The organism is Paenarthrobacter sp. NPDC056912 (assembly GCF_042786555.1).
Taxonomy (GTDB): domain Bacteria; phylum Actinomycetota; class Actinomycetes; order Actinomycetales; family Micrococcaceae; genus Arthrobacter.
Genome location: NZ_JBHUCD010000027.1, coordinates 20,733 through 40,372, shown reverse-complemented (window position 1 = coordinate 40,372; position 19,640 = coordinate 20,733). Strand labels below are relative to the sequence as shown.

Below are 19,640 nucleotides of genomic sequence, written 5' to 3'. Positions count from 1 at the left end.
ATGCAAAAAGGACCCCCGCCGTGAGGCAGGGGTCCTTTTGTGGCTATTCAGCGCATCCCGTGAGGGGCGGCGGAATTAGTTGCCGGTCAGCTTCTCACGCAGTGCTGCGAGAGCCTCGTCGGATGCCAGGGTGCCACCCGAGGTAGCCTCGGAAGCAGCCGGCTCAGAGGAGTAGCTGGTGGTGCCGGAATCGGACTCACCGGACGTTGCAGCAGCAGCGTCGTCAGCAGCGTGCTGGGCAACCTGCTTCTTGTGAGCTTCCCAGCGGGTCTGGGCGTCAGCGTACTGCTGCTCCCAAGCGGCGCGCTGGGTCTCGTAGCCTTCGAGCCATTCGTTCGACTCGGGGTCGAAGCCCTCAGGGTACTTGTAGTTGCCCTCTTCGTCGTACTCAGCGGCCATGCCGTACAGAGCGGGATCGAACTCGGTGCTGTCAGCGTCAACGCCCTCGTTAGCCTGCTTGAGGGAGAGGGAGATACGGCGACGCTCGAGGTCGATGTCGATGACCTTGACGAACAGTTCGTCGCCAACGGAGACAACCTGCTCGGCGAGCTCCACGTGGCGGACAGCCAGTTCGGAGATGTGCACGAGGCCTTCGATGCCGTCTTCGACGCGAACGAACGCACCGAACGGAACCAGCTTGGTGACCTTACCCGGAACAACCTGGCCGAGGGCGTGGGTGCGGGCGAAGGTCTGCCACGGATCTTCCTGCGTAGCCTTGAGCGACAGGGAGACCCGCTCGCGGTCCAGATCCACTTCGAGGACCTCGACGGTGACTTCCTGGCCAACTTCGACAACCTCGGACGGGTGGTCGATGTGCTTCCAGGACAGCTCGGAAACGTGAACGAGGCCGTCTACGCCGCCAAGGTCCACGAATGCACCGAAGTTGACGATGGAGGAAACAACGCCGGGACGAACCTGGCCCTTTTCCAGCTTGTTGAGGAACGTGGAGCGAACCTCGGACTGCGTCTGCTCGAGCCATGCACGGCGGGACAGCACAACGTTGTTGCGGTTCTTGTCCAGCTCGATGATCTTGGCTTCGATCTGCTGACCGATGTACGGAGCGAGGTCGCGGACACGACGCATCTCGACGAGGGATGCGGGCAGGAAGCCGCGCAGGCCGATGTCCAGGATGAGGCCACCCTTGACAACCTCGATGACGGTACCGGTAACGACACCGTCTTCTTCCTTGACCTTCTCGATGTCGCCCCAGGCGCGCTCGTACTGAGCACGCTTCTTGGAGAGGATCAGACGGCCTTCTTTGTCTTCCTTGGTGAGAACCAAAGCTTCGACCTGATCGCCAACGGCGACAACATCGCCGGGGTCAACGTCGTGCTTGATGGAAAGCTCGCGGGAAGGGATGACACCTTCGGTCTTGTAACCGATGTCGAGCAGGACTTCGTCGCGGTCAACCTTGACGACGGTACCTTCGACGAGGTCGCCGTCGTTGAAGTACTTGATGGTGGCGTCGACAGCTGCGAGGAAGTCCTCAGCGGTACCGATGTCGTTAATGGCGACTACGGGGGTACCGGGCTTCTCGGTGGAGGTGATGGTCATGTAGTAGGGGCTCCGTTGTGGATAGTGAGTCGGTCAGGCAAACCGCTGCCGTCCGGGTCCGGACGGCAGAACACGGCAAAGCGCCGGGTCATCCTGATTTGTGGATTAATACAAAATGGATGCATGCACGTAGTACACGCCCGTTTATTCTAGTCGCATTGGCAAAGCAGGGTCAAAAGGGTGGCCCCTTGGCCTCACGCGGGCAAGACATCCGATAGCCGTCCAAAGCTGACGCCGCGATCCAACAACAGGGGCAAAGCCCGGACGTAGCCCTCCGCGGTTCCGGCCGCCGGCCTGTTGAAGTGCGAAATGACGATGTCGCCGGGTGCTGCCCGCCCCACCTCGGTGGCGACTGTTGCCGCCGGAAAGGTGGCACCGCCGTCGCCATTGACGGTGAAGTTGACCGGCACCATACCCAGCCTGTGCGTCATCTCCGCTGCTACGTCGTCATAGTAGGCAGTACCCGGCCGGAAGAAGCGCGGAGCCTTGCCTGTCAGCTCCTGCATGACGGCCTGGTTGCCCATCAGTTCGTCGTAGGCCGCCGGGACGCTGGCCGTACCTGCGATCCCATACGCGGATTTCCCGGTGACGGACAGCGGAAGGTGCAGGGTGCCGTGATTGGCCAGTTCGAACAGCGGATCCGCTGCCAACTCCGCCGAGAGGGCAGGGTTGGCAGCAATCCAGCGACTGTTGATGAAGAGAGTCGCAGGAACATTTAGCCGTCGGAGAGCTTTCAATAAGGCGTGGTCACAGGCCGTGCCTCCGGGTCCACCGCAGGCGTCAAACGTCAGCGCCACATGCCTGGACGCAGAGCTGTTCACCACGCCCGTGACGTGCAAACCCCATTCCTTGGGCCGTCGCCCGGAGAACTCGGCCACGATCTGCTGCTTGCCTGGCACCGCATCTCGGGGCGTTGACGCCGGGGCGGACGGAGCAAGGGCAGCTGCCGCCTGCTCGCTGGAAAGGGCAGCGATGGAGGGCGGCGGAGTGGCAGGGCCAGTCTGCGGCGCCGGCGGGCGGGCCTGCGAACCAGGCGGGCTGCCGCCCGGCACGTTGGGTGCGCATGACGTCAACGCAGCGGACGCGAAACCCGCCATCCCGAGCAGCACTGATCGCCGGCCGGCCATTAGCCGCCGCTTGGAATCCCCCATGGATGTCCCTATCTGGTTGTGACTGTTTTTAGTTGGTGGTTCTTACTAGAAATGTGTGAGGCAGTGCGCGGAACGTTCGACGGCAAACAGTTGCTGTGCTCGGAAAGCGGCACCCTGGGTGTGTTCCCGGACTCGTCCGGCGGCAGCCAGCGTCACTGGCGATACGGCGCCAAGGTACATCGAACCGAGGTCCGCGATGTCCAGCGTCAAGTCCGGTGCCTCACCCGAGGCATCATCGACGACGGCGGCAGCACCGCCGTCGGCTTCCAAAGCCCAGGTGCCACCGGCCAAGCCCAAAGGATCTGCAATCTCCAGGACGAGGCGTCCCGCCGCGGCGAACCCGCGCGCCCGCAGGGCGGCCGGTACATCCAGAATCCTCAGCCACAGCATGTCCCGGATGTCTGAGGAATCAACGCAGCGCGGGTCTTCCAAGGCCCAAGTCAGGGGATCGTCCACGGGGGCTTCGGCCCAGATCACCTGGTCGATAAGATCGATGCTGCCAAGGAAGCGCCATAGATCCAGGTAGGCGGCGTTCGTGGCCGCCACCAAGTCAACGATCTCCATGACGTACGGCTTGGTGTCCCACCCCTTGAAGCGGTAGGAGACATAACCATCAACCGTGCCGTCGGCACCATAGTGCAGCGCACTGCGGATGGCAGCATCCGGCTTGCCGTCGCGCCCGATGGATCCGGACGCTACCAGCCGGTAATATTCCTGGCGGTCAATTGATCCCGGCGCCGCGCGCTGAACCCGCTCGAAGACTTTTGGGGCTATTTCGAGGAGGACAGCGGGATCGGCGACTTCCACCGTTCCCGATGGCTCTCCCCTAAGCCGGAAACGCGGGCCGGTATCCACAGTGATGCTGCGTTCAAAAGTTGCCACACCAAACCCGAACCGGCCATAGATGGAGCCTTCGGATGCCGTGAGGGCGGCGAGGGCGAGGCCGTCGTCCTTGGCGCCCTCAAGGTCCGCCGTGATCATGCCACGAAGAATGCCGTTGCGTCGGTGCGTGCCCCGCACAGTCACGGACGTGACAAGGTTGGCATCCAGCTGGCGGCCGAATCCGATGTTGAGGGGCTTGCGCATAGTGGCATACGTCCCCACGGGAACGTCGGCGGCCAGCGAGTGCTCGGGTACGCCGCAGTTGACGTAGACGCCGGTCAGCTCCCGGCCGTCCAGCCTGTACGCGTCAAGGGTCTTGGCCAAATATTCCGGGCTGCGCCGATCCTGGTGGAATCCGTGGGTAACCGCCTGCACCCAGGTGCTGCATCGGCTGAAGCCGGGGTCATCCTGCTCCACAACAGGGAACCGTTGGACAGAGTACTTCTCAGAGCGTATTTCATTGGGATCAGCCACGAACCGAGCCTAGCCAGACGCCGGAGGGCGCGCCACCTTCCCGGCGGCGCGCCCTCTTGCGATCCATTGAATGCTTGCCTGGGCTAGTGTCCGGCCTCGTACCAGCTCGAGCCGACGCCCACTTGGACGTCCAGAGGTACCGACAACTCAGCGGCCGAGCCCATCTGCTGCACCACGAGTTTCTCCACGGCTTCCCTTTCCCCTGGGGCGACCTCGAGGACAAGTTCATCGTGTACCTGCAGGAGCAGCCGCGACTTCAGGCCCTGGCTGGCGAGTTCCGCCGCGACGCCGAGCATGGCCCGCTTGATGAGGTCAGCGGCCGAACCCTGGATGGGTGAGTTCAGCGCGATGCGCTCCGCTGCTTCACGGGCCTGACGGTTGGTGCTGGTCAAGTCAGGGAGGTAGCGGCGACGGCCCTCGATGGTGGCCGTGTAGCCATCCACGCGCGCCTGGTCCACCACGCCGCGCAGGTAGTCGCGAACACCGCCAAAGCGGTCGAAGTAGTCCTTCATCAGGGTCCGTGCCTCGTCAACCGAGATCTCCAATTGCTTGGAGAGCCCGAACGACGTCAGGCCGTAGGCCAAGCCGTAGGACATGGCCTTCACCTTGGAGCGCATGGCACTGGTGACCTCGGCAGGAGCGACATTGAAGATCCGCGAACCCACGAAGCGGTGCAGGTCTTCGCCGTCCCGATAGGCCTGGATCAGTGCCTCGTCACCCGAAAGGTGAGCCATGATGCGCATTTCGATTTGCGAGTAGTCCGCCGACAGAAGGCACTCGTATCCTTCGCTGACCACGAAAATGCCGCGAACCCGGCGGCCTTCTTCACTGCGGACGGGGATGTTCTGCAGGTTCGGGTTGTTGGAGGAGATACGGCCGGTGGCTGCGATGTTCTGGGCATAGGTGGTGTGGATCCGCGCATCATCGGCCACGGATTTCTTCAGTGTTTCCACCATCTGGGCCAGCTTGGAGGATTCACGGTGGGCCATGAGCTGGACCAGGAATTCGTGGCCGGTCTTTTCCAGCAGCGCCTTCAACGACGCAGCATCCGTGGTGTAGCCCGATTTGATCTTTTTGGTCTTCGGGAGCCCGAGTTCCTCAAACAGGACAGTTTGAAGCTGCTTGGGCGAACCAAGGTTAACCTCATGCCCGATCGCTGCAAATGCCTGCTCTTGGGCATTCTCGATCACCTTGGTGAGGTCGGCCAGTTGTTCATCCATGCGGTCCCTGGACACAAAAATGCCGGTCAGTTCCATTTGCGCCAATACGCGCGCCACCGGAAGTTCCAGCGTGGTCAAGAGGGCATCGGCCTTGATCTCGGCGAGTTCCGTTTCGAAATGCTTGCTGAGGGAATGCACGACGGCGGCATGCTGGACCAGCGCTGTTGCGGCAACTTCGTCCGTCTCACCGGAGAGGTCCAGTTCCAATTGGCCGGACTGGGTGGCGGCCGTAGCGATGGAAATCTTCAGGTGTACCTGGGCGAGCTCAGCGAGGTCATAGCTTCGGCGGTCAGGCTGAATCAAGTAACCGGAAATGGAGGTGTCATCCACAACGCCTTCGAGTCCGAGCCCGCGGTTGTGCAGCGCCTTGAGAGCCGATTTGAATTCGTGCAGGACCTTGGCTTCTTCGGGGTCCTGCAACCAACGCGCCAGAACGGACTCGGCTGCTGAATCCAGCCCGGCGAGTTCGATGTAGGCAGCTCCGTTGTTCCGGACTACAGCAAGGGCACTGGCGTCCTCACCGATGCGGCCGGGGACAGGCTGTACGGCGAGGGCGGAGCGAACACCGGAACCTGCGGCGAAGAAGGCTTCAAGCCCGTCAGCGTCCGTGAGTACGGAGAACTCCGGGGCATCGATGGAGTCCGGAGCTGCGCCGGCGGTGTCATCGCCGTAGAGATCGAACAAGCGCGTGCGCAGGGTCCGGAATTCGAGTTCCTCGAAGAGTTCCTCAATGGCCTGCCGGTCCGGACGCGGCTGGTGGAGGTCCTCCAGGGAGACAGGCAGTTCGAGGTCGCGCAGCAAGTGGTTCAGCCTGCGGTTCCGTTTGACGTTGTCCAGGTTTTCCTTGAGCGCGCCGCCGACTTTGCCGCCGATGGAGTCAAGGTTTTCCAGGATGCCTTCCAAGCCGCCGTAGAGGTTGATCCACTTTGCTGCTGTTTTGGGACCCACGCCCGGGACGCCGGGGAGGTTGTCCGCCGATTCGCCCACCAGGGCGGCCAAGTCTGAATAGAGCTCAGGCTTGACGAAGTATTTCTCCTCGATGGCCGCGGCGTCCAGCTTGGGGATGTTGCTCACGCCCTGCTTGGGGTAGAGCACAAAGACGTTGTCGTTGATGAGCTGGAAGGAGTCCCGGTCCCCCGAAACCAAGAGGACTTCAAAGCCAGCGGCGTCACCTTGGGAAGCCAGCGTGGCCAGGACGTCATCCGCCTCATAGCCGGGAAGGGCAATGGTCTTGATGCCCCAAGCGTCCATGACCTTGGAAATCAGGCCGATCTGCCCGGCGAACTCGGCGGGGGTTGCGTTGCGTCCGCCCTTGTACTCGCTGTATTCCGCCTTGCGGAAGGTGGTGTCGTCCGAAACATCGAAAGCCACAGCCACGTGCGTGGGCTTCTGGTCCTTGATCAAGTTGATCAGCATGGAAGTAAAGCCATGCACTGCATTGGTGTACTGCCCCCTGGCAGTGGAAAAATTCTCTGCCGGAAGGGCGTAGAAGGCCCTGAAGGCCATTGAGTGGCCGTCCAGGACCAGCAACCTGGGCCGCCCCTCCCCTGCGGTGCTGGTGGATGCCGTGGCAGTGGGGGTGGGTGCTGTAGCGATGGCAGCAGCTTGGGCCGTTGGAACCTGGTCCGGTTTGGTTGTTTCACTCACAGGTGTCAGCCTAGTTGGCATGATGGACAATTTCACGCCGAACCGGTTTGTCGACCAACTCAACAAGGCGGGTGTGCCGGAGGAATTCCACGATTGGCTCTCCGCGCACGGCGTTGGTGACCTTGTGGTCAAAATGGGCATCCGGTTCACCGAGATGAGCGCCGAACGCATCGTGGCCACCATGCCGGTGGAAGGAAACACCCAAGTGGCGGGCATCCTCCACGGCGGGGCACATGTGGTCCTTGCGGAGACCCTGGGCTCCTTTGCGGCGTCCCTCCACGCTGGCAAAGGCCGCCATGCCGTGGGAATCGAGGTGGGGGCAACCCACCACCGTTCCGTTGCGGCCGGCACCGTGACCGGGACCTGCACGGCCATCCACCTTGGCGGAACCCTGGCCACCCACGAGATCGTCATCACGGACGAGAAGGGTCGCAGGCTGTCCACGGCCCGGATCACTAACATGATCCGGGACAACCGCCACTGAGCTGAAGGCTAGCTGCCCTTTTGCGGAAGCCGGTAGTGGAGCTCTGCTGCGGCTCCACCCAGGATGCGGGACGAGACCAACTCGAGCGGCGGCGTCGGACCATCAAGCGGCAGCAGCCGCTTTCCGGCGCCGAGAACCACCGGGATGATGGTGACAATCATTTCGTGGAGCAGTCCCGCGTTGGCGAACTGGGCCACGAGGTCGCCTCCGCCCACCAGCCAGACATTTTTCTCACCGGCGTCGGCCAGCAGGTCCGGAGCGAATTCGCGGACGTCACCGCGGACAAAGGTGATATCGGCGCCGGCGGGCGCTGAGTACTCGTGATGCGTGAAGACCCAGCACGGCGTACCTGGATATGGCCACTTGCCGGGTTCGTGTTCAATGAGCCACCGGTAGGTGTCCCCGCCCATCACGATGCACCCGACTCCGGCCATGAAGGCTCCGATGCTCTCGTTCACACCTTCGACCTCATCGAACTGCAGAAGCCAGCCGAGGTCGTCATCCGGTGAGGCGATAAAGCCGTCGACGGTGGAAGCTACGTAGTACTGGAAGATCGGCATGGGCCCAGACTAGTCAGTCCGCGGCCGGGTTCCCATACTCCACGCGGATGCTCCCGTTATCGGGCAGGACCACGACGCGGCCCTGGGCAAGGGTCCAGCCGTCGTTCAGCAAGAAGATCCGTCCGCCGCTGACTACCAGAAGGCGCAGGCCCGTATAACGGAACAAGGGTGCCGACTCCGTTCCTGCCGATTCCTCGCGGACATTCGGTGCCGTGACCGCCAGGCGTTCCTTGCTGTACACGACCGCTGTAGGCAGGAGATGGGAGCGCTCCTGGTAATCGAGTGCAGCGCCCCGTCCCAGTGCTTGCGCGAAATCCGACGTCCCCCAGAACAGGAGCAACGTGACCAGGGTGAACACCAACGCCCTTTCAAGGGCCCTCGGAGTGATGCGCAGCGCCCTCGCTGCGGGTTCGGCTGCCCGGCGTCGAACGCTCAGTCCCCATGCTCCTACGAGGAGGCCGGCCGCGATGAGGAACGGCGCATAGAGCACAGTCTGTCCTGGACGTGTCACGATCACAATCCACATCACGGCCGCGTAGGCGAAGCCCAGGATCAGCACAACGGTGGCAATAGTGTGGATGAGCTTCCTGTACCGGGCGGCCTCAAGGAGCCGTGACACCGCCCGGTCCAGCATCAGCCACAGCAAACCGATCACTACGAGCCAGGCCAATGGCTGGAACAGTGACTGGATGCTCCTGAGAATGAAGTCCTGGACGGTGTAACCGAAAAGGCTGACATCTAGGCCCATGGCTTTGGACTGGGCGTCAGTGCGGGCCCAGCCAAAGTAGACGAGCAATGCCGTTGCCACGGTCAGGGGCGGACCGATGACGGAGAGGACCTCCAAGGTCCTCTGCCACCTGGTGTTGATGAGGCTGCGTTCGTCGGACTCCTGCGGGTCGCTCACGGGGCGGCCGTTGGGGACAGTTCGCTGGCCGGCGCTGTGCTTGAAGGTCCGGTAGGTTGCCCGGTGGCAGGAAGGGTTCCGCCGGACTCCGATGGGCTTGGGCTGGAGGTGGTGCCGGAATCGTCATAGAAGAACGTCACAGTTCCAGCGATGTCCACCGTGTCGGTGATGGAGATCCGGAGTGACTGCCGTCCCTCGGAGGCCGGCATCCGCAGATACAGAGTTTGATAATCCCCTCCGCCGGAGACGATCTCGGGGAAAGCGGGGACGCCGTCAAACAGGATGTCTCCCACCCGTACGTAGTATCCGTCCAGGCGGACAATCGTGCCGCCGGTGCTGGGACCAGTCGCTCGGGCCGTAGTTGCCACGGGCTGCAAATCCTCATTGACCACCGTCAGTCCGTCCAGGTGCCTCGGGCACGCCTCTCCCTGGCCTGGTTCAACCGCAAAAACGGCGCCGGGGTTGCTGCGGTGCTGGGCAAGCAAGGAAGCGGACGCGGAGGCAACCACGTATTCGAGACACTGGGTTTGCGGTATCCGCGGAGTAGCGGCTACCGCGGCCGCGGCGCGTTGCCAGTCGGATCGGCTGCCGGTTTGCAGGGCGCTGCAGACTGCCGCGCCTGCCTGCCAGACTGCGGCGTCGTCAGCGCCTTCCACGCTTTGGGCGAGGGCATCGCATTGCCGTTGTTGAAGCAGCAGGTACCGCTGCCCTGAGGTGGGATCGTTGGGACCCACCGGTCCTATGGGGACCCATCGCACCACAGGTGCGTCCGCTTGGGGAGCGCCGGGACCCGCCGGGCCAACGGGTTGGTTGGCGGTGGGCTCGACGGCGGTGGGCTGGCTTCTCGCCGGGGAGCCAGACCCGGGGGAAACGGACGAAGTGCTCGGGGAAGCTCCGTCAGTTGAAGGAGGCAGGCAGGCAGAAACTCCCAGCACCAGGACCGGAACCAGCGCCAGTCCGATGAGATGGCTTCGGGATTGGCACTTCATGACAGCCCCACATCTGCCGGATCACGAACACGCAGCTATGTGCATAACTACACTGCTGATTATTCTCCCGAATGGACTTTACTGCCAGAGAAAGCTACTTGCCGAAGTACGGAACGATCAGGTAGATACCGAACAGCACAGCCACTCCGCAGACGCCGAAGCACAGGTAGGCAAGGGATCGGACCAAGGCCGGGGACTTCTGCTGAGCGTCGCCTGCGATGGCAGTGAGGCGGACACCCAGGGAGTAAAGGACCACGAGCGTTACGGCGGACACCAAAGTAACTCCGGCCACCTGCAGCAATTCCAACCATTTCATCGCTGCACATCCTCGCTCTTGGTGGTCTTTCGGGTCTTCTTTTTCTTGCGGAAGCGGACGGCATGGCCGGCTTCCTCAACCTCGACTGCGTTGTGGTGCCCAACGTGCGACTTCCGTGAGGCCACGAACATGAACACCACCGCGCTTGTCCCGGCAACAGCGGCAATCACGACGCCGACGACGCCGATGTTCACCAGGAGCGCTGTCAGCGCGCCCACAATGGCGGAAGCAGGAAGTGTGAACAGCCAGCCCAGGCCAATCTTGCCGACAGTACCCCAGCGGACGGAGGTACCCTTGCGGCCCAGTCCGGAACCAATGACGGAGCCGGAGGCCACCTGCGTGGTGGAGAGCGCGAAGCCGAGGTGGGACGAGGCGAGGATGGCCGAGGCCGTGCTGGTCTCAGCGGAGAAGCCCTGGGCGGGCTTTACTTCGGTCAGGCCCGAGCCCATGGTGCGGATGATGCGCCAGCCGCCGGCGTACGTACCGATGGCGATGGCAAGCGCGCAGGCAGTGACTACCCAGAACTGGGGTCCGGAGCCGGGGGCCTGGGTGCCCGCCGCGATCAGCACCAACGTGATGATGCCCATTGTTTTCTGGGCGTCATTGGTACCGTGCGCCAGGGCCACCAGGCTGGAGGTGAAGATCTGTCCGGTACGGAAACCGCCGCGTTTCTGGGTCAGTTTGTCGCCGGTTTCCGGATCGTGCCGCGAGGTCAGCGCATACGCAAGGCGCGTACAGAGGTAGGCCACGCCGCCGGCGATCAGCGGCGCGAAGATCGCGGGCAGGATCACCTTCATCAATACAGTTTCGAAGTTGATGGAGTGCAGTCCGATGCCGACTACCGCGGCGCCGATGAGGCCACCGAACAGGGCGTGCGAAGAACTCGACGGGAGGCCCTTGAGCCAGGTGACCATATTCCAGAGAACGGCCCCCATGAGCCCGGCAAAGATGATGTCCGGTGTGATGTGGATTCCGTCCGAGCCTTCCCGGATCAGTCCTCCGGAAATGGTCTTGGCCACTTCCGTGGAAAGGAACGCGCCTACAAGGTTGAGCACGGCGGCCAGGGCAACGGCCGTTTTGGGCTTGATCGCCCCCGTAGCGATAGGCGTGGCCATCGCATTGGCTGTGTCGTGAAACCCGTTGGTGAAGTCAAAAAATAGGGCCAACGCTATTACCAGCGCGACCATGAAGGTGATTTCCACCTGTTGCCCAATCTGCAGAGTCGACGTTCAGCAGTTTCACTTCCCCATACCTGCCATCCACAGCATAGTTCAGCGGATGTTCAACTGACTCGACTTGCGGGATTCAATCTGGCGGGCTTGAAACCTTAAGAATCCTACGTGCCATACCCGTGGCGGACAAACGTGCAGCAGTCCGCGTTCAGCCCAAATACGACCGAACTGCCGCGAGGTCGCGCCGTGACAGTCCCTTGCGGGGATCGGGTGAGATGCAGAGCACACGATCCCGCTGATACTCGGCCCACGACCGGGCATCGTAATCTTCGCTGAGTTGGTCATCGAGCCACACGATCCGCTCGCTCGGCGTAGCCGCCAGATCTTTCTGCAGCGCTACGAGCTTCCACCATTCAGGGGCCTGGTCCCAACCCTGACTGGACAGCACGGGCCAATCCTGACCGTTCAAGCCAATGGCGGGGCACAGGAACTCAGGGGCAAGGCGTTCCCAGGTGGTCAGCCACACGAAGCGGGCTGCAGGATGGGCGGCGAGTTCATTGAGTTCGGCAACGGCCTCCGGCGCAAAGGCGACGTCCAGGATGCCGGCATCGGCAATCGCCCATTCGCCGCCCCAATCGGTGGTTCCCCTGGGACTGAACGGGTTCACCACGCCGTCGACGTCAAGATAGATCGAGACCGAGGCAGCGGTGTGATTGCTGGCATCCATGGCTTAACCCCTTCCCCGACGGTTCAAGATCAGCGTACGGGAAGGCGGTGACATCGAAATGCCTACTTCGAGGAAAATCAATCTCTTGACGTTCGTCATGTAAGTGATAATCTCGAAACATGGAGAAACCCGCAGTCCATTCCCCCCAGAGTGTCCGCCACATCGAGGACACCGTCCGCACGGATTTCCGGCATGCCATGTCCTATGGCGGATACCTGGACCTTGACAGCTTGCTCAGCGCACAGCACCCGCTGAGTGAACCCGAGCACCACGACGAACTGCTGTTCATCATCCAGCACCAGACCAGCGAGCTGTGGCTCAAGCTGGTCCTGCATGAACTACTGGAAGCGCGCAGGCTTTTCGACGCGGACAACCTTGGCAAAGCCCTGAAATGCATCGCACGCGTCAAAGCCATCCAGCGCACCATGACTGAGCAATGGTCGGTCCTAGGGACCCTGACGCCGCGCGAGTACGCCCAGTTCCGGGGATTCCTGGGAAGCTCATCGGGTTTTCAGTCCTATCAGTACCGCGCCGTCGAATTCCTGCTGGGGAACAAGAACCGCGGGATGCTGCGCGTCTTCGAAAGCGAACCCGAGGCCCACGCCCTGCTCAGCACGCTCCTGGACGAGCCCACGCTCTACGACGCATTCCTGGCAGTTCTTTCACGTGCGGGCTACGAGATCCCGGAGGACATCCTCGGGCGGGACAAGAGCGAACCATGGGCGTTCCGCAAGGACCTCGTCCCCATCTTCCAGAACATCTACGAATCGGATGACACTCCATGGGGTCTCTACGAGGCGTGCGAAGACCTTGTGGACATTGAGGACAACTTCCAGGCGTGGCGGTTCCGCCACCTCCGCACGGTCCAGCGGACCATCGGCTTCAAGGTAGGCACCGGCGGCTCCTCCGGCGTGGACTTCCTCAAGCGCGCCTTGGACCTGACATTCTTCCCCGAGCTTTACGCCGTCCGGACCGAAATCGGCAACTAAGCACACTGTTCTGCCCTACCCTTCCACAGGAGGAACCATGACCACCGCACAGCAAACCGAGCGGCCAACGTCGGCCCAATTGGACGCCGCAGATCCCCTCGCTTCCCAGCGTGACGCGTTCTACACGCCCGACGCCGATCAACTCACCTCCTATCTGGACGGGAACTCACTGGGACGCCCCCTGAAGGTCTCCGCCGGGAACCTCGCCTCCTTCATCCACGACGCCTGGGGCAGCCGGCTCATTCGCGGCTGGGATGAGCAATGGATGGACGAACCCACTGTGGTGGGCGACCGCATCGGCGAAGTGACGCTGGGGGCCGCCTCCGGGCAGGTTACGGTGGGTGACTCGACCTCGGTGATGCTGTACAAACTGATCCGTGCGGCTGTGGATTCCCAGCCTGGCCGGGACGAAATCGTCATTGACCGCGACAACTTCCCCACGGACCGTTTCATCATTGAGGGCATTGCCAAGGAACGCGGGGCAAGCATCAAGTGGATCGCAACAAACCCTGCCAGCGGTGTACGCGCTTCGGACCTGGACGGACTGCTCGGCGAGCGGACCGCCGTCGTGGTCCTCAGCCATGTGGCCTATCGGTCCGGGTTCCTGGCCGATGCCAAGGGAATCACCGCCAAAGTTCACCAGGCCGGCGCCCTCATGCTGTGGGACCTCTGCCACTCTGTTGGTTCCGTGCCACTCGAGTTGGACGAGTGGGGAGTTGACCTGGCAGTGGGCTGCACCTACAAATACCTCAATGGCGGCCCGGGCTCACCGGCCTTTGCCTACGTCAACGCATCCCGGCAGGACAGCTTGCAGCAGCCGATCTGGGGCTGGATGGGGGCAGACAATCCTTTCGGGATGACCGACTCATACCGTCCCGCGGAGGGCATGCGCCGGTTCATCACGGGAACTCCCCCGGTACTGGCGATGCAACCGCTCAAGGACATGGTGGAATTGATCGCGTCCGTAGGCATGAACGCCGTGCGTGAAAAGTCCATCAAGCTCACTGAATACGCGATCGCCCTGGCCGAGGAACTGCTGGTGCCCCTCGGCGCCGAAATCGTGACTCCCAGGGACCATGCGGAGCGCGGCTCACACATCACTGTGGACCACCCGCTGTTTTCGGATGTCACCGCCAAACTATGGGAAAAGGGCGTCATACCCGATTTCCGTCCGCCCCACGGCCTCCGCATTGGCCTGTCCCCCTTGAGCACCAGCTATGCGGAGGTGGAGTTTGGAGTGACAGCCATCCGCGACGCCCTGTCCGAGCTCCAGTGAGTGCCGTCCTTGACGATATGGACTCCCGTCCAGGGAGCACAACGTCGTTGCTGCGTACCGTCATCGGCCTCTATCTGCGCGATGCCGGTGGATGGATGGGCGCGAAAGACATCGTGGCGCTCATGGAAGCCCTGGGCACGTCGGCAACTGTCACCCGGACGGCTTTGGGCAGGCTGCGCAAAAAGGACGTAGTGCTTCAGGAGACACGCAATGGCGCCCCCGGCTTTACCCTCACCCCGGGCGCGTCGGCGATGCTGGCCCGGGGTGACCGGCGGATCTTCACCCCGCGAAGCATGTCGCCCACGGATCCTTGGTGCCTCATCTCCTTCTCCATCCCGGAGACGGAGCGCGAGAAACGCCATCAACTGCGGCGGAGGCTTCATTGGATCGGTTGCGGCACGGTAGCAGCCGGCCTGTGGATCTGCCCGGACTCCCTCCGGGTGGAGGTGGAGGAAATCCTGGCGGACCTGGAGCTAAGGGACATGGCCACCATCTTCGTGACGGAAACTCCGCTGGTGGGCGGCAGCTTGGAGGAGGCTGCGTCCAAGTGGTGGGACCTGGATGTTGTGGCGAGACTGCACAGGGACTTTATCCAGGAGCAGGGCGACGCAGTTGCAGACCTTGACGGCACCTCCGCGGAAGCCTCCGCTGCCGCCTTTTCCGCGTACGTCCAGTGCATCGACCGGTGGCGGATCATTCCGTATCTCGACCCCGGGCTGCCGCCGTCATTCCTGCCCGAGGACTGGCCTGGAGCCGAGGGTGCGGCGCTGTTCAGCCGTATCGTGGCCGCCTATGCCGAACCAAGTGCGGAGTTCGTGGCCCGCACCCTGGGCGTCAATTCAGCGGTCCCCGTGACGTAACCACTGGCCGATCTGCGGACCGTGACGCAAGGTCAGCCGTCTGACTTAACCCTGGACACAAACCTGAACCTGTCCCCGCGGAACGCGCTTCGCGTCCATTCCACCGGCGCGCCGGCCGCGTCCCGGGCCAGGCGGTGAACCACCAGCAGCGGTGCGCCCATCTCAATGCCGAGCAGCCTGACATCCCCGGGACCGGCCAATGCCGTTTCCACCGTGTCCTCAACGTCGGCAATGCGCACTCCGTACACGTCGGCAAGGACCGCGTACAGTGAACCGACCTTGGCCAGGTTGGACTTGAAACGCGGAAGCTTGCCGGGAAGCCACGCGATCTCGTGCGCCAATGGCTCATTGTCAATCAGACGGATTCGCTCCAGCCGGGTAACAGGCCCGCCCTGATCCAGCCCCAGATGTGCTGCGACGTCCGCATTGGCTTTGACGACGTCAAGGGCCAGCAGCTCCGAATCCGCCCGGAGCCCCTGGGTGCGGGCGTCATCCGAAAAGGAAGTCAGTTGCCGGACATGCGTCACCTTGGGCGGAGCCACGAACGTGCCATGCCCTTGGATTCGGCCCAGCTTCCCTTCGGCCACCAACTCACTGATGGCCTGCCGGACAGTGGTGCGGGATGTCGAGTATTTCTCAGCCAGTGCCCGTTCCGTGGGGATAAGCGTGCCGGGTTGCAATCCTGCTATGAGCGCAAGTACCTCGGTCTTGAGGAGGTAGTACTTGGGCGTGGCAGGACCGACATCGGTGGACATATTGGACATCCTACTTGTAGACAAGGTGATTGGTCTATGCCAATCTTGTGCAGGTTGGTCTAAACCAATTGCGGAAACACTCCGTCATGACCCTACTTTTCCACAGATTCAAGGGACAAAGATGTCGATCCTGCACGACCTACGGCAAACCCCCAAGCTCGGCCTCCTGGTGGGCGGAGCCGCGGCCACCATCGGCGTGATCTACGGGTACGACATGTCCAACATCGCCGGAGCGCTGCTGTTCATCACCAAGCAATTCAGCTTGACCACCTCCCAGCAGGAACTGGTGACCACCGCCGTCGTAGCCGGAGAAGTCCTGGGTGCGTTGGCAGGCGGTTGGCTTTCCAACCGGCTGGGCCGTAAGTCCTGCATGGTTGGCCTGGCCGTGGGTTATGCCCTCTTTGCCGTTCTCAGCGCCATGTCCAACGATGTCCCCACGCTGCTGATCGCACGCCTGCTGCTGGGCCTGACAATCGGAGTCTCCGTGGTGGTGGTCCCCGTGTACGTTGCGGAGTCCGCGCCGGCCAAGGTCCGCGGCGCCCTGCTCGTTGCCTACCAAGTGGCCACGGTGATCGGCATCATTGTTGGCTATGTGGCCGCCTATGCACTGGCAGGCACAGGGTCATGGCGCTTGATGCTGGGCTTGGCCGCCGTTCCTGCGGTGATCGTGCTGGCGATCGTGATCAAGCTCCCGGACACCGCTCGCTGGTACATGATGCGGGGACGAACCTCAGAGGCCCGACGCACGCTCGCTGCCATCGAACCCGAGACGGACGTGGATGCCGAACTGGCTGAAATGCAAAGGGCCATCAGCGAGGAACGCGGCGGAGGAATCCGTGAAATGCTCCGCACTCCCTATCTGCGCGCCACCGTCTTTGTGGTGGGATTGGGCTTCTTCATCCAAATCACCGGAATCAACGCCGTGGTCTACTACAGCCCCAGGATTTTCGAGGCCATGGGCTTCAGTGGCAACGCGGCGCTGCTGCTGCTTCCAGCGGCGGTCCAGGTAGCCGCTTTGGTTGCCGTGTTCGTTTCCCTGTCCCTGGTGGATCGCTTGGGACGCCGGCCCGTGCTGTTGACCGGGATCGGCATGATGGTGGTAGCGAACATCCTGCTGGTGGCCGTCTTCATGGCAGGCCAGGACTTCGGCGGCCTGCTCACGATCCTTGGTTTCCTCGGCGTCCTCCTCTTCACTGTGGGCTTTACCTTCGGCTTTGGTGCATTGGTGTGGGTCTATGCCGGCGAGAGCTTCCCCTCACGCCTGCGTTCCCTCGGGGCGAGCGCCATGCTGACCTCCGATCTTGTGGCCAACGTGCTGGTGGCCGCGTTCTTCCTGACGATGCTCCAGCGACTCGGTGGAGCCGGAACCTTCGCTGTGTTCGGTGTACTGGCTATCCTCGGCTTTATGTTTGTCCGCAAGTTTGCACCGGAGACGAAGGGACGTCAGTTGGAGGAAATACAGCAGTTCTGGGAAAACGGTGGCAAGTGGCCCGAGCTTGGGGCCGGCGCCACACCATCACACGGGAACACCGAACAGGCGGCAGTCAAATGACGCGCGCAGTTCTGGGGCTCCACATCGGCGGTTCCAAGACGCACGCCGTCCGTTCAGACGAAGGCCGTCGGGGAGCATCAGCCGACGGAACCGAAATTACCGAGTCCAGCGCCAACTTGTCCTCCGTAGGACATCAGGGCGCCGATGCCGTGCTGCGGAGGATCGCCGCCAGTGTTGGCGGCGGAGTCGAGGCTGTTTGCGCCGGAGCTGCCGGTGCCGACACACCGGCGAGCCGGGCTGTCTTGTCCGCCCTTCTGACCGAACATTTTCCGGGCGCCCGGGTGGAAGTTGTCCATGACACCCGCATGGTGCTCGCCGCTGCAGGTCTCGACGCCGGGGCCGTCTTGGTTGCGGGCACCGGCTCGGTGTCCTGGGGACGCAGCGCGGACGGTCGCGAGGCCCGCAGCGGAGGCTACGGCTACCTGCTGGGCGATGAAGGCGGCGGCTATTCCGTGGTGCGTGACGCCGTCCGTGAAGCACTGCGTGAGTACTACGCCGGTTTGGAACCCGGAACCCTGGTCGAGGCCCTTATGGCGGCCACGGCCAGCGCGGATGCGCTGCAGCTGATGGACTTCTTCTATGCCAAGCCGGAGCCGGACCACTGGGCCAAGCTGGCACCGCTGGTGTTGGAGCTCGCAACCGAGGGCGACCCCGCCGCCGTGCGCATCCAGGCGGAGGCAGCGCATTCACTCGCTACGCTGGCCCGCCAGGTGCTTGGCGAACTGGGCCTGGACCTCCCCTTGGTGATGGCCGGCGGCCTGTTGGTCAATCACCAGCAACTGGCCGGCGCAGTTGCCCGCAAAGTGTCACTGGAAGATCCATCTTCGGTCAGGATCCTGACGCAGGCCCCCGTTCACGGTGCGGTGGAACTGGCCCGTCAACTTCTCCACAACTGATTCCGCCCCTCCCACCCCAGACAGGAACCCATGACCATCACTTCCGACTCCCCCGCGCCCTTGGACTCCACGCCCGGTTTCCTGATGGCCAGCGAAATCGGTGAGCAGCCTCAGGTGCTCGCCGGACTCCTTGACTCCGGAGTGCAACAGTTCCGGACCATGGCCAAAATCATCCAGCAGGCATCACCTCGTTTTGTGCTGCTGGCGGCGCGGGGCACCAGCGACCACGCGGCTCTCTACGCCAAGTACCTCATCGAGATCAAGCTTGGCCTGCCGGTGGGCCTTGCATCGCCGTCGACCCTTACCGCTTATGGCGCGTCGCCCGATCTGGACGGCGTGCTGTGGCTTGCGGTCAGCCAATCCGGCGGCTCACCGGATCTGGTGGAGTCGACGGCGGCAGCCCGCCGGCTGGGTGCCCTCACCGTCGCCGTCACCAACTCGCCGGAGTCCCCGCTTGCAAAAGCGGCGGAACACCACTTGGACATCGATGCAGGAAAAGAAGCCGCTGTGGCGGCGACCAAGAGCTACACAGCTCAATTGCTGGCGCTCTGGCTGTTGATTGATGCATGGGGCAATGGTTCAGCCGACGACGCGAGGCGGCTTCCGGAGTGGGCGGAGACCGTTCTGCAGGACGATGCCGTAGTGGACGTTGCCGGCAGGTACCGGTTCGCCGACCGCATCATCACCACGGGACGCGGCTACTCCTATCCCACCGCGAGGGAAGGGGCGCTCAAACTCATGGAGACCTCGTACCTGCCGGCCCAGGCTTTCTCCGGTGCGGATCTGCTCCACGGACCGTTCGCCATGATCGACTCACAACACCCCGTGATCGCCGTGGTTCCGGAGGGAATTGGCGGAGCCGCCATGCGCCCGGTGTTGGAACGGCTGGCAGACCGCGGCGCCCATGTCTGCGTGGTGGGTGACCGCTCCGCCGCCCTTCCCGGCGGCTTGGTACTGTCACTGCCGGCTGAAGTTCCCGAAGAACTCTCCCCCATCCTGCAGATACTCCCGCTGCAGCTGCTGGCGCTGCAACTCTCCGTGGAGCGCGGCAACGACCCCGATGCCCCGCGCGGGCTGCTGAAAGTCACCGAGACCTGGTAGGTCCCCACTCCCCCGCGGCTGGGTGCGGTTCCGGGTTGACTGCCGGGGCCGCATCCAGCCACCGGGCTGGTGATCCGTTCAGGCAACGGGAGTAGTCTGGTTTCATGCCTTTCACGTGCGGTGGTCGGTAG

At 62.9% G+C, this 19,640-nt stretch carries 18 protein-coding genes; 7 read left to right on the top strand and 11 right to left on the bottom strand.

All coding sequences use genetic code 11. The features are described from left to right. Window positions 1-75 precede the first annotated feature (75 nt). The 4 genes from rpsA to polA form a co-directional block, all read right to left on the bottom strand. Window positions 76-1,554, bottom strand: a complete 1,479-nt coding sequence (gene rpsA / locus ACFRJ9_RS21970) for a 30S ribosomal protein S1 (protein ID WP_377672504.1) — start codon at window positions 1,552-1,554, stop codon at window positions 76-78. Window positions 1,555-1,748: 194 nt separating this feature from the next. After that, entirely contained in the window at window positions 1,749-2,705 is a 957-nt protein-coding gene (locus ACFRJ9_RS21965; RefSeq protein ID WP_377672502.1) for a polysaccharide deacetylase family protein, read from the bottom strand. A 45-nt stretch (window positions 2,706-2,750) separates the two neighbouring features. Then, window positions 2,751-4,061 carry a GNAT family N-acetyltransferase gene (locus tag ACFRJ9_RS21960; protein WP_377672499.1) on the bottom strand — a complete coding sequence of 437 codons (1,311 nt, stop codon included), beginning with the start codon at window positions 4,059-4,061 and terminating at the stop codon, window positions 2,751-2,753. 83 nt (window positions 4,062-4,144) lie between these two features. Next, on the bottom strand, window positions 4,145-6,787 hold the full coding sequence (gene polA / locus ACFRJ9_RS21955; protein WP_377672566.1) for a DNA polymerase I: 2,643 nt from the start codon (window positions 6,785-6,787) through the stop codon (window positions 4,145-4,147). A 160-nt stretch (window positions 6,788-6,947) separates the two neighbouring features. Between polA and ACFRJ9_RS21950 the strand changes: the two genes are divergently transcribed. Next, window positions 6,948-7,412, top strand: a complete 465-nt coding sequence (locus ACFRJ9_RS21950; protein ID WP_377672497.1) for a hotdog fold thioesterase — start codon at window positions 6,948-6,950, stop codon at window positions 7,410-7,412. Window positions 7,413-7,420: 8 nt separating this feature from the next. Here ACFRJ9_RS21950 and ACFRJ9_RS21945 read toward each other — a convergent pair whose 3' ends face one another. The 6 genes from ACFRJ9_RS21945 to ACFRJ9_RS21920 all read right to left on the bottom strand — a co-directional run bounded on the left by ACFRJ9_RS21945 (window position 7,421) and on the right by ACFRJ9_RS21920 (window position 12,080). Further along, window positions 7,421-7,972: a dihydrofolate reductase family protein gene (locus ACFRJ9_RS21945; RefSeq protein ID WP_377672495.1), complete on the bottom strand. Its 552-nt coding sequence runs from the start codon at window positions 7,970-7,972 to the stop codon at window positions 7,421-7,423. 13 nt (window positions 7,973-7,985) lie between these two features. Continuing rightward, window positions 7,986-8,876 carry a hypothetical protein gene (locus tag ACFRJ9_RS21940; RefSeq protein WP_377672492.1) on the bottom strand — a complete coding sequence of 297 codons (891 nt, stop codon included), beginning with the start codon at window positions 8,874-8,876 and terminating at the stop codon, window positions 7,986-7,988. Next, window positions 8,873-9,865: a hypothetical protein gene (locus tag ACFRJ9_RS21935; protein ID WP_377672490.1), complete on the bottom strand. Its 993-nt coding sequence runs from the start codon at window positions 9,863-9,865 to the stop codon at window positions 8,873-8,875. Before ACFRJ9_RS21935 ends, ACFRJ9_RS21940 begins: the two co-directional genes overlap by 4 nt. A 94-nt stretch (window positions 9,866-9,959) precedes the next feature. Continuing rightward, entirely contained in the window at window positions 9,960-10,181 is a 222-nt protein-coding gene (locus ACFRJ9_RS21930; RefSeq protein ID WP_377672487.1) for a hypothetical protein, read from the bottom strand. Beyond that, window positions 10,178-11,383: an anion permease gene (locus ACFRJ9_RS21925; RefSeq protein ID WP_377672485.1), complete on the bottom strand. Its 1,206-nt coding sequence runs from the start codon at window positions 11,381-11,383 to the stop codon at window positions 10,178-10,180. Before ACFRJ9_RS21925 ends, ACFRJ9_RS21930 begins: the two co-directional genes overlap by 4 nt. 178 nt (window positions 11,384-11,561) lie before the next feature. Continuing rightward, window positions 11,562-12,080, bottom strand: a complete 519-nt coding sequence (locus ACFRJ9_RS21920; RefSeq protein ID WP_377672483.1) for an HAD domain-containing protein — start codon at window positions 12,078-12,080, stop codon at window positions 11,562-11,564. A 119-nt stretch (window positions 12,081-12,199) separates the two neighbouring features. Here ACFRJ9_RS21920 and kynA point away from each other — a divergent pair, with 119 nt between their 5' ends. The 3 genes from kynA to ACFRJ9_RS21905 are packed head-to-tail and all read left to right on the top strand — an operon-like array spanning window position 12,200 to window position 15,205. Beyond that, window positions 12,200-13,069 carry a tryptophan 2,3-dioxygenase gene (gene kynA, locus ACFRJ9_RS21915; protein ID WP_377672480.1) on the top strand — a complete coding sequence of 290 codons (870 nt, stop codon included), beginning with the start codon at window positions 12,200-12,202 and terminating at the stop codon, window positions 13,067-13,069. A 37-nt stretch (window positions 13,070-13,106) separates the two neighbouring features. Then, the gene (gene kynU, locus ACFRJ9_RS21910) at window positions 13,107-14,345 is read left to right on the top strand and encodes a kynureninase (RefSeq protein WP_377672478.1); all 1,239 of its coding nucleotides are present in this window, start codon (window positions 13,107-13,109) and stop codon (window positions 14,343-14,345) included. Continuing rightward, entirely contained in the window at window positions 14,342-15,205 is an 864-nt protein-coding gene (locus ACFRJ9_RS21905) for a PaaX family transcriptional regulator C-terminal domain-containing protein (protein ID WP_377672476.1), read from the top strand. The genes kynU and ACFRJ9_RS21905 overlap by 4 nt, the downstream gene beginning before the upstream one ends. A 32-nt stretch (window positions 15,206-15,237) precedes the next feature. Here the strand turns inward: ACFRJ9_RS21905 and ACFRJ9_RS21900 are convergent, their stop codons facing one another. Further along, window positions 15,238-15,969 carry a GntR family transcriptional regulator gene (locus ACFRJ9_RS21900; protein WP_377672474.1) on the bottom strand — a complete coding sequence of 244 codons (732 nt, stop codon included), beginning with the start codon at window positions 15,967-15,969 and terminating at the stop codon, window positions 15,238-15,240. A gap of 112 nt (window positions 15,970-16,081) precedes the next feature. Here ACFRJ9_RS21900 and ACFRJ9_RS21895 point away from each other — a divergent pair, with 112 nt between their 5' ends. Genes ACFRJ9_RS21895 through ACFRJ9_RS21885 form a run of 3 tightly spaced genes read left to right on the top strand, consistent with a single transcriptional unit; the run spans window position 16,082 to window position 19,509 of the window. Continuing rightward, window positions 16,082-17,512 carry a sugar porter family MFS transporter gene (locus ACFRJ9_RS21895; RefSeq protein WP_377672472.1) on the top strand — a complete coding sequence of 477 codons (1,431 nt, stop codon included), beginning with the start codon at window positions 16,082-16,084 and terminating at the stop codon, window positions 17,510-17,512. After that, window positions 17,509-18,408: an N-acetylglucosamine kinase gene (locus ACFRJ9_RS21890; protein ID WP_377672470.1), complete on the top strand. Its 900-nt coding sequence runs from the start codon at window positions 17,509-17,511 to the stop codon at window positions 18,406-18,408. Before ACFRJ9_RS21895 ends, ACFRJ9_RS21890 begins: the two co-directional genes overlap by 4 nt. Window positions 18,409-18,438: 30 nt before the next feature. Continuing rightward, a complete protein-coding gene (locus tag ACFRJ9_RS21885) occupies window positions 18,439-19,509 on the top strand; it encodes an SIS domain-containing protein (RefSeq protein WP_377672468.1) in 1,071 nt (356 codons plus the stop codon). Window positions 19,510-19,640 lie beyond the last annotated feature (131 nt).

Bases quoted from the DNA above. Each gene is read 5' to 3' on its own strand.
- kynA (WP_377672480.1), top strand. From the start codon at position 12,200: ATGGAGAAACCCGCAGTCCATTCCCCCCAGAGTGTCCGCCACATCGAG.
- ACFRJ9_RS21945 (WP_377672495.1), bottom strand. From the start codon at position 7,972: ATGCCGATCTTCCAGTACTACGTAGCTTCCACCGTCGACGGCTTTATC.
- ACFRJ9_RS21920 (WP_377672483.1), bottom strand. From the start codon at position 12,080: ATGGATGCCAGCAATCACACCGCTGCCTCGGTCTCGATCTATCTTGAC.
- ACFRJ9_RS21950 (WP_377672497.1), top strand. From the start codon at position 6,948: ATGATGGACAATTTCACGCCGAACCGGTTTGTCGACCAACTCAACAAG.
- ACFRJ9_RS21885 (WP_377672468.1), top strand. From the start codon at position 18,439: ATGACCATCACTTCCGACTCCCCCGCGCCCTTGGACTCCACGCCCGGT.
- ACFRJ9_RS21935 (WP_377672490.1), bottom strand. From the start codon at position 9,865: ATGAAGTGCCAATCCCGAAGCCATCTCATCGGACTGGCGCTGGTTCCG.
- polA (WP_377672566.1), bottom strand. From the start codon at position 6,787: ATGGCCTTCAGGGCCTTCTACGCCCTTCCGGCAGAGAATTTTTCCACT.
- ACFRJ9_RS21900 (WP_377672474.1), bottom strand. From the start codon at position 15,969: ATGTCCAATATGTCCACCGATGTCGGTCCTGCCACGCCCAAGTACTAC.
- ACFRJ9_RS21895 (WP_377672472.1), top strand. From the start codon at position 16,082: ATGTCGATCCTGCACGACCTACGGCAAACCCCCAAGCTCGGCCTCCTG.
- rpsA (WP_377672504.1), bottom strand. From the start codon at position 1,554: ATGACCATCACCTCCACCGAGAAGCCCGGTACCCCCGTAGTCGCCATT.
- ACFRJ9_RS21930 (WP_377672487.1), bottom strand. From the start codon at position 10,181: ATGAAATGGTTGGAATTGCTGCAGGTGGCCGGAGTTACTTTGGTGTCC.
- ACFRJ9_RS21890 (WP_377672470.1), top strand. From the start codon at position 17,509: ATGACGCGCGCAGTTCTGGGGCTCCACATCGGCGGTTCCAAGACGCAC.
- kynU (WP_377672478.1), top strand. From the start codon at position 13,107: ATGACCACCGCACAGCAAACCGAGCGGCCAACGTCGGCCCAATTGGAC.
- ACFRJ9_RS21965 (WP_377672502.1), bottom strand. From the start codon at position 2,705: ATGGGGGATTCCAAGCGGCGGCTAATGGCCGGCCGGCGATCAGTGCTG.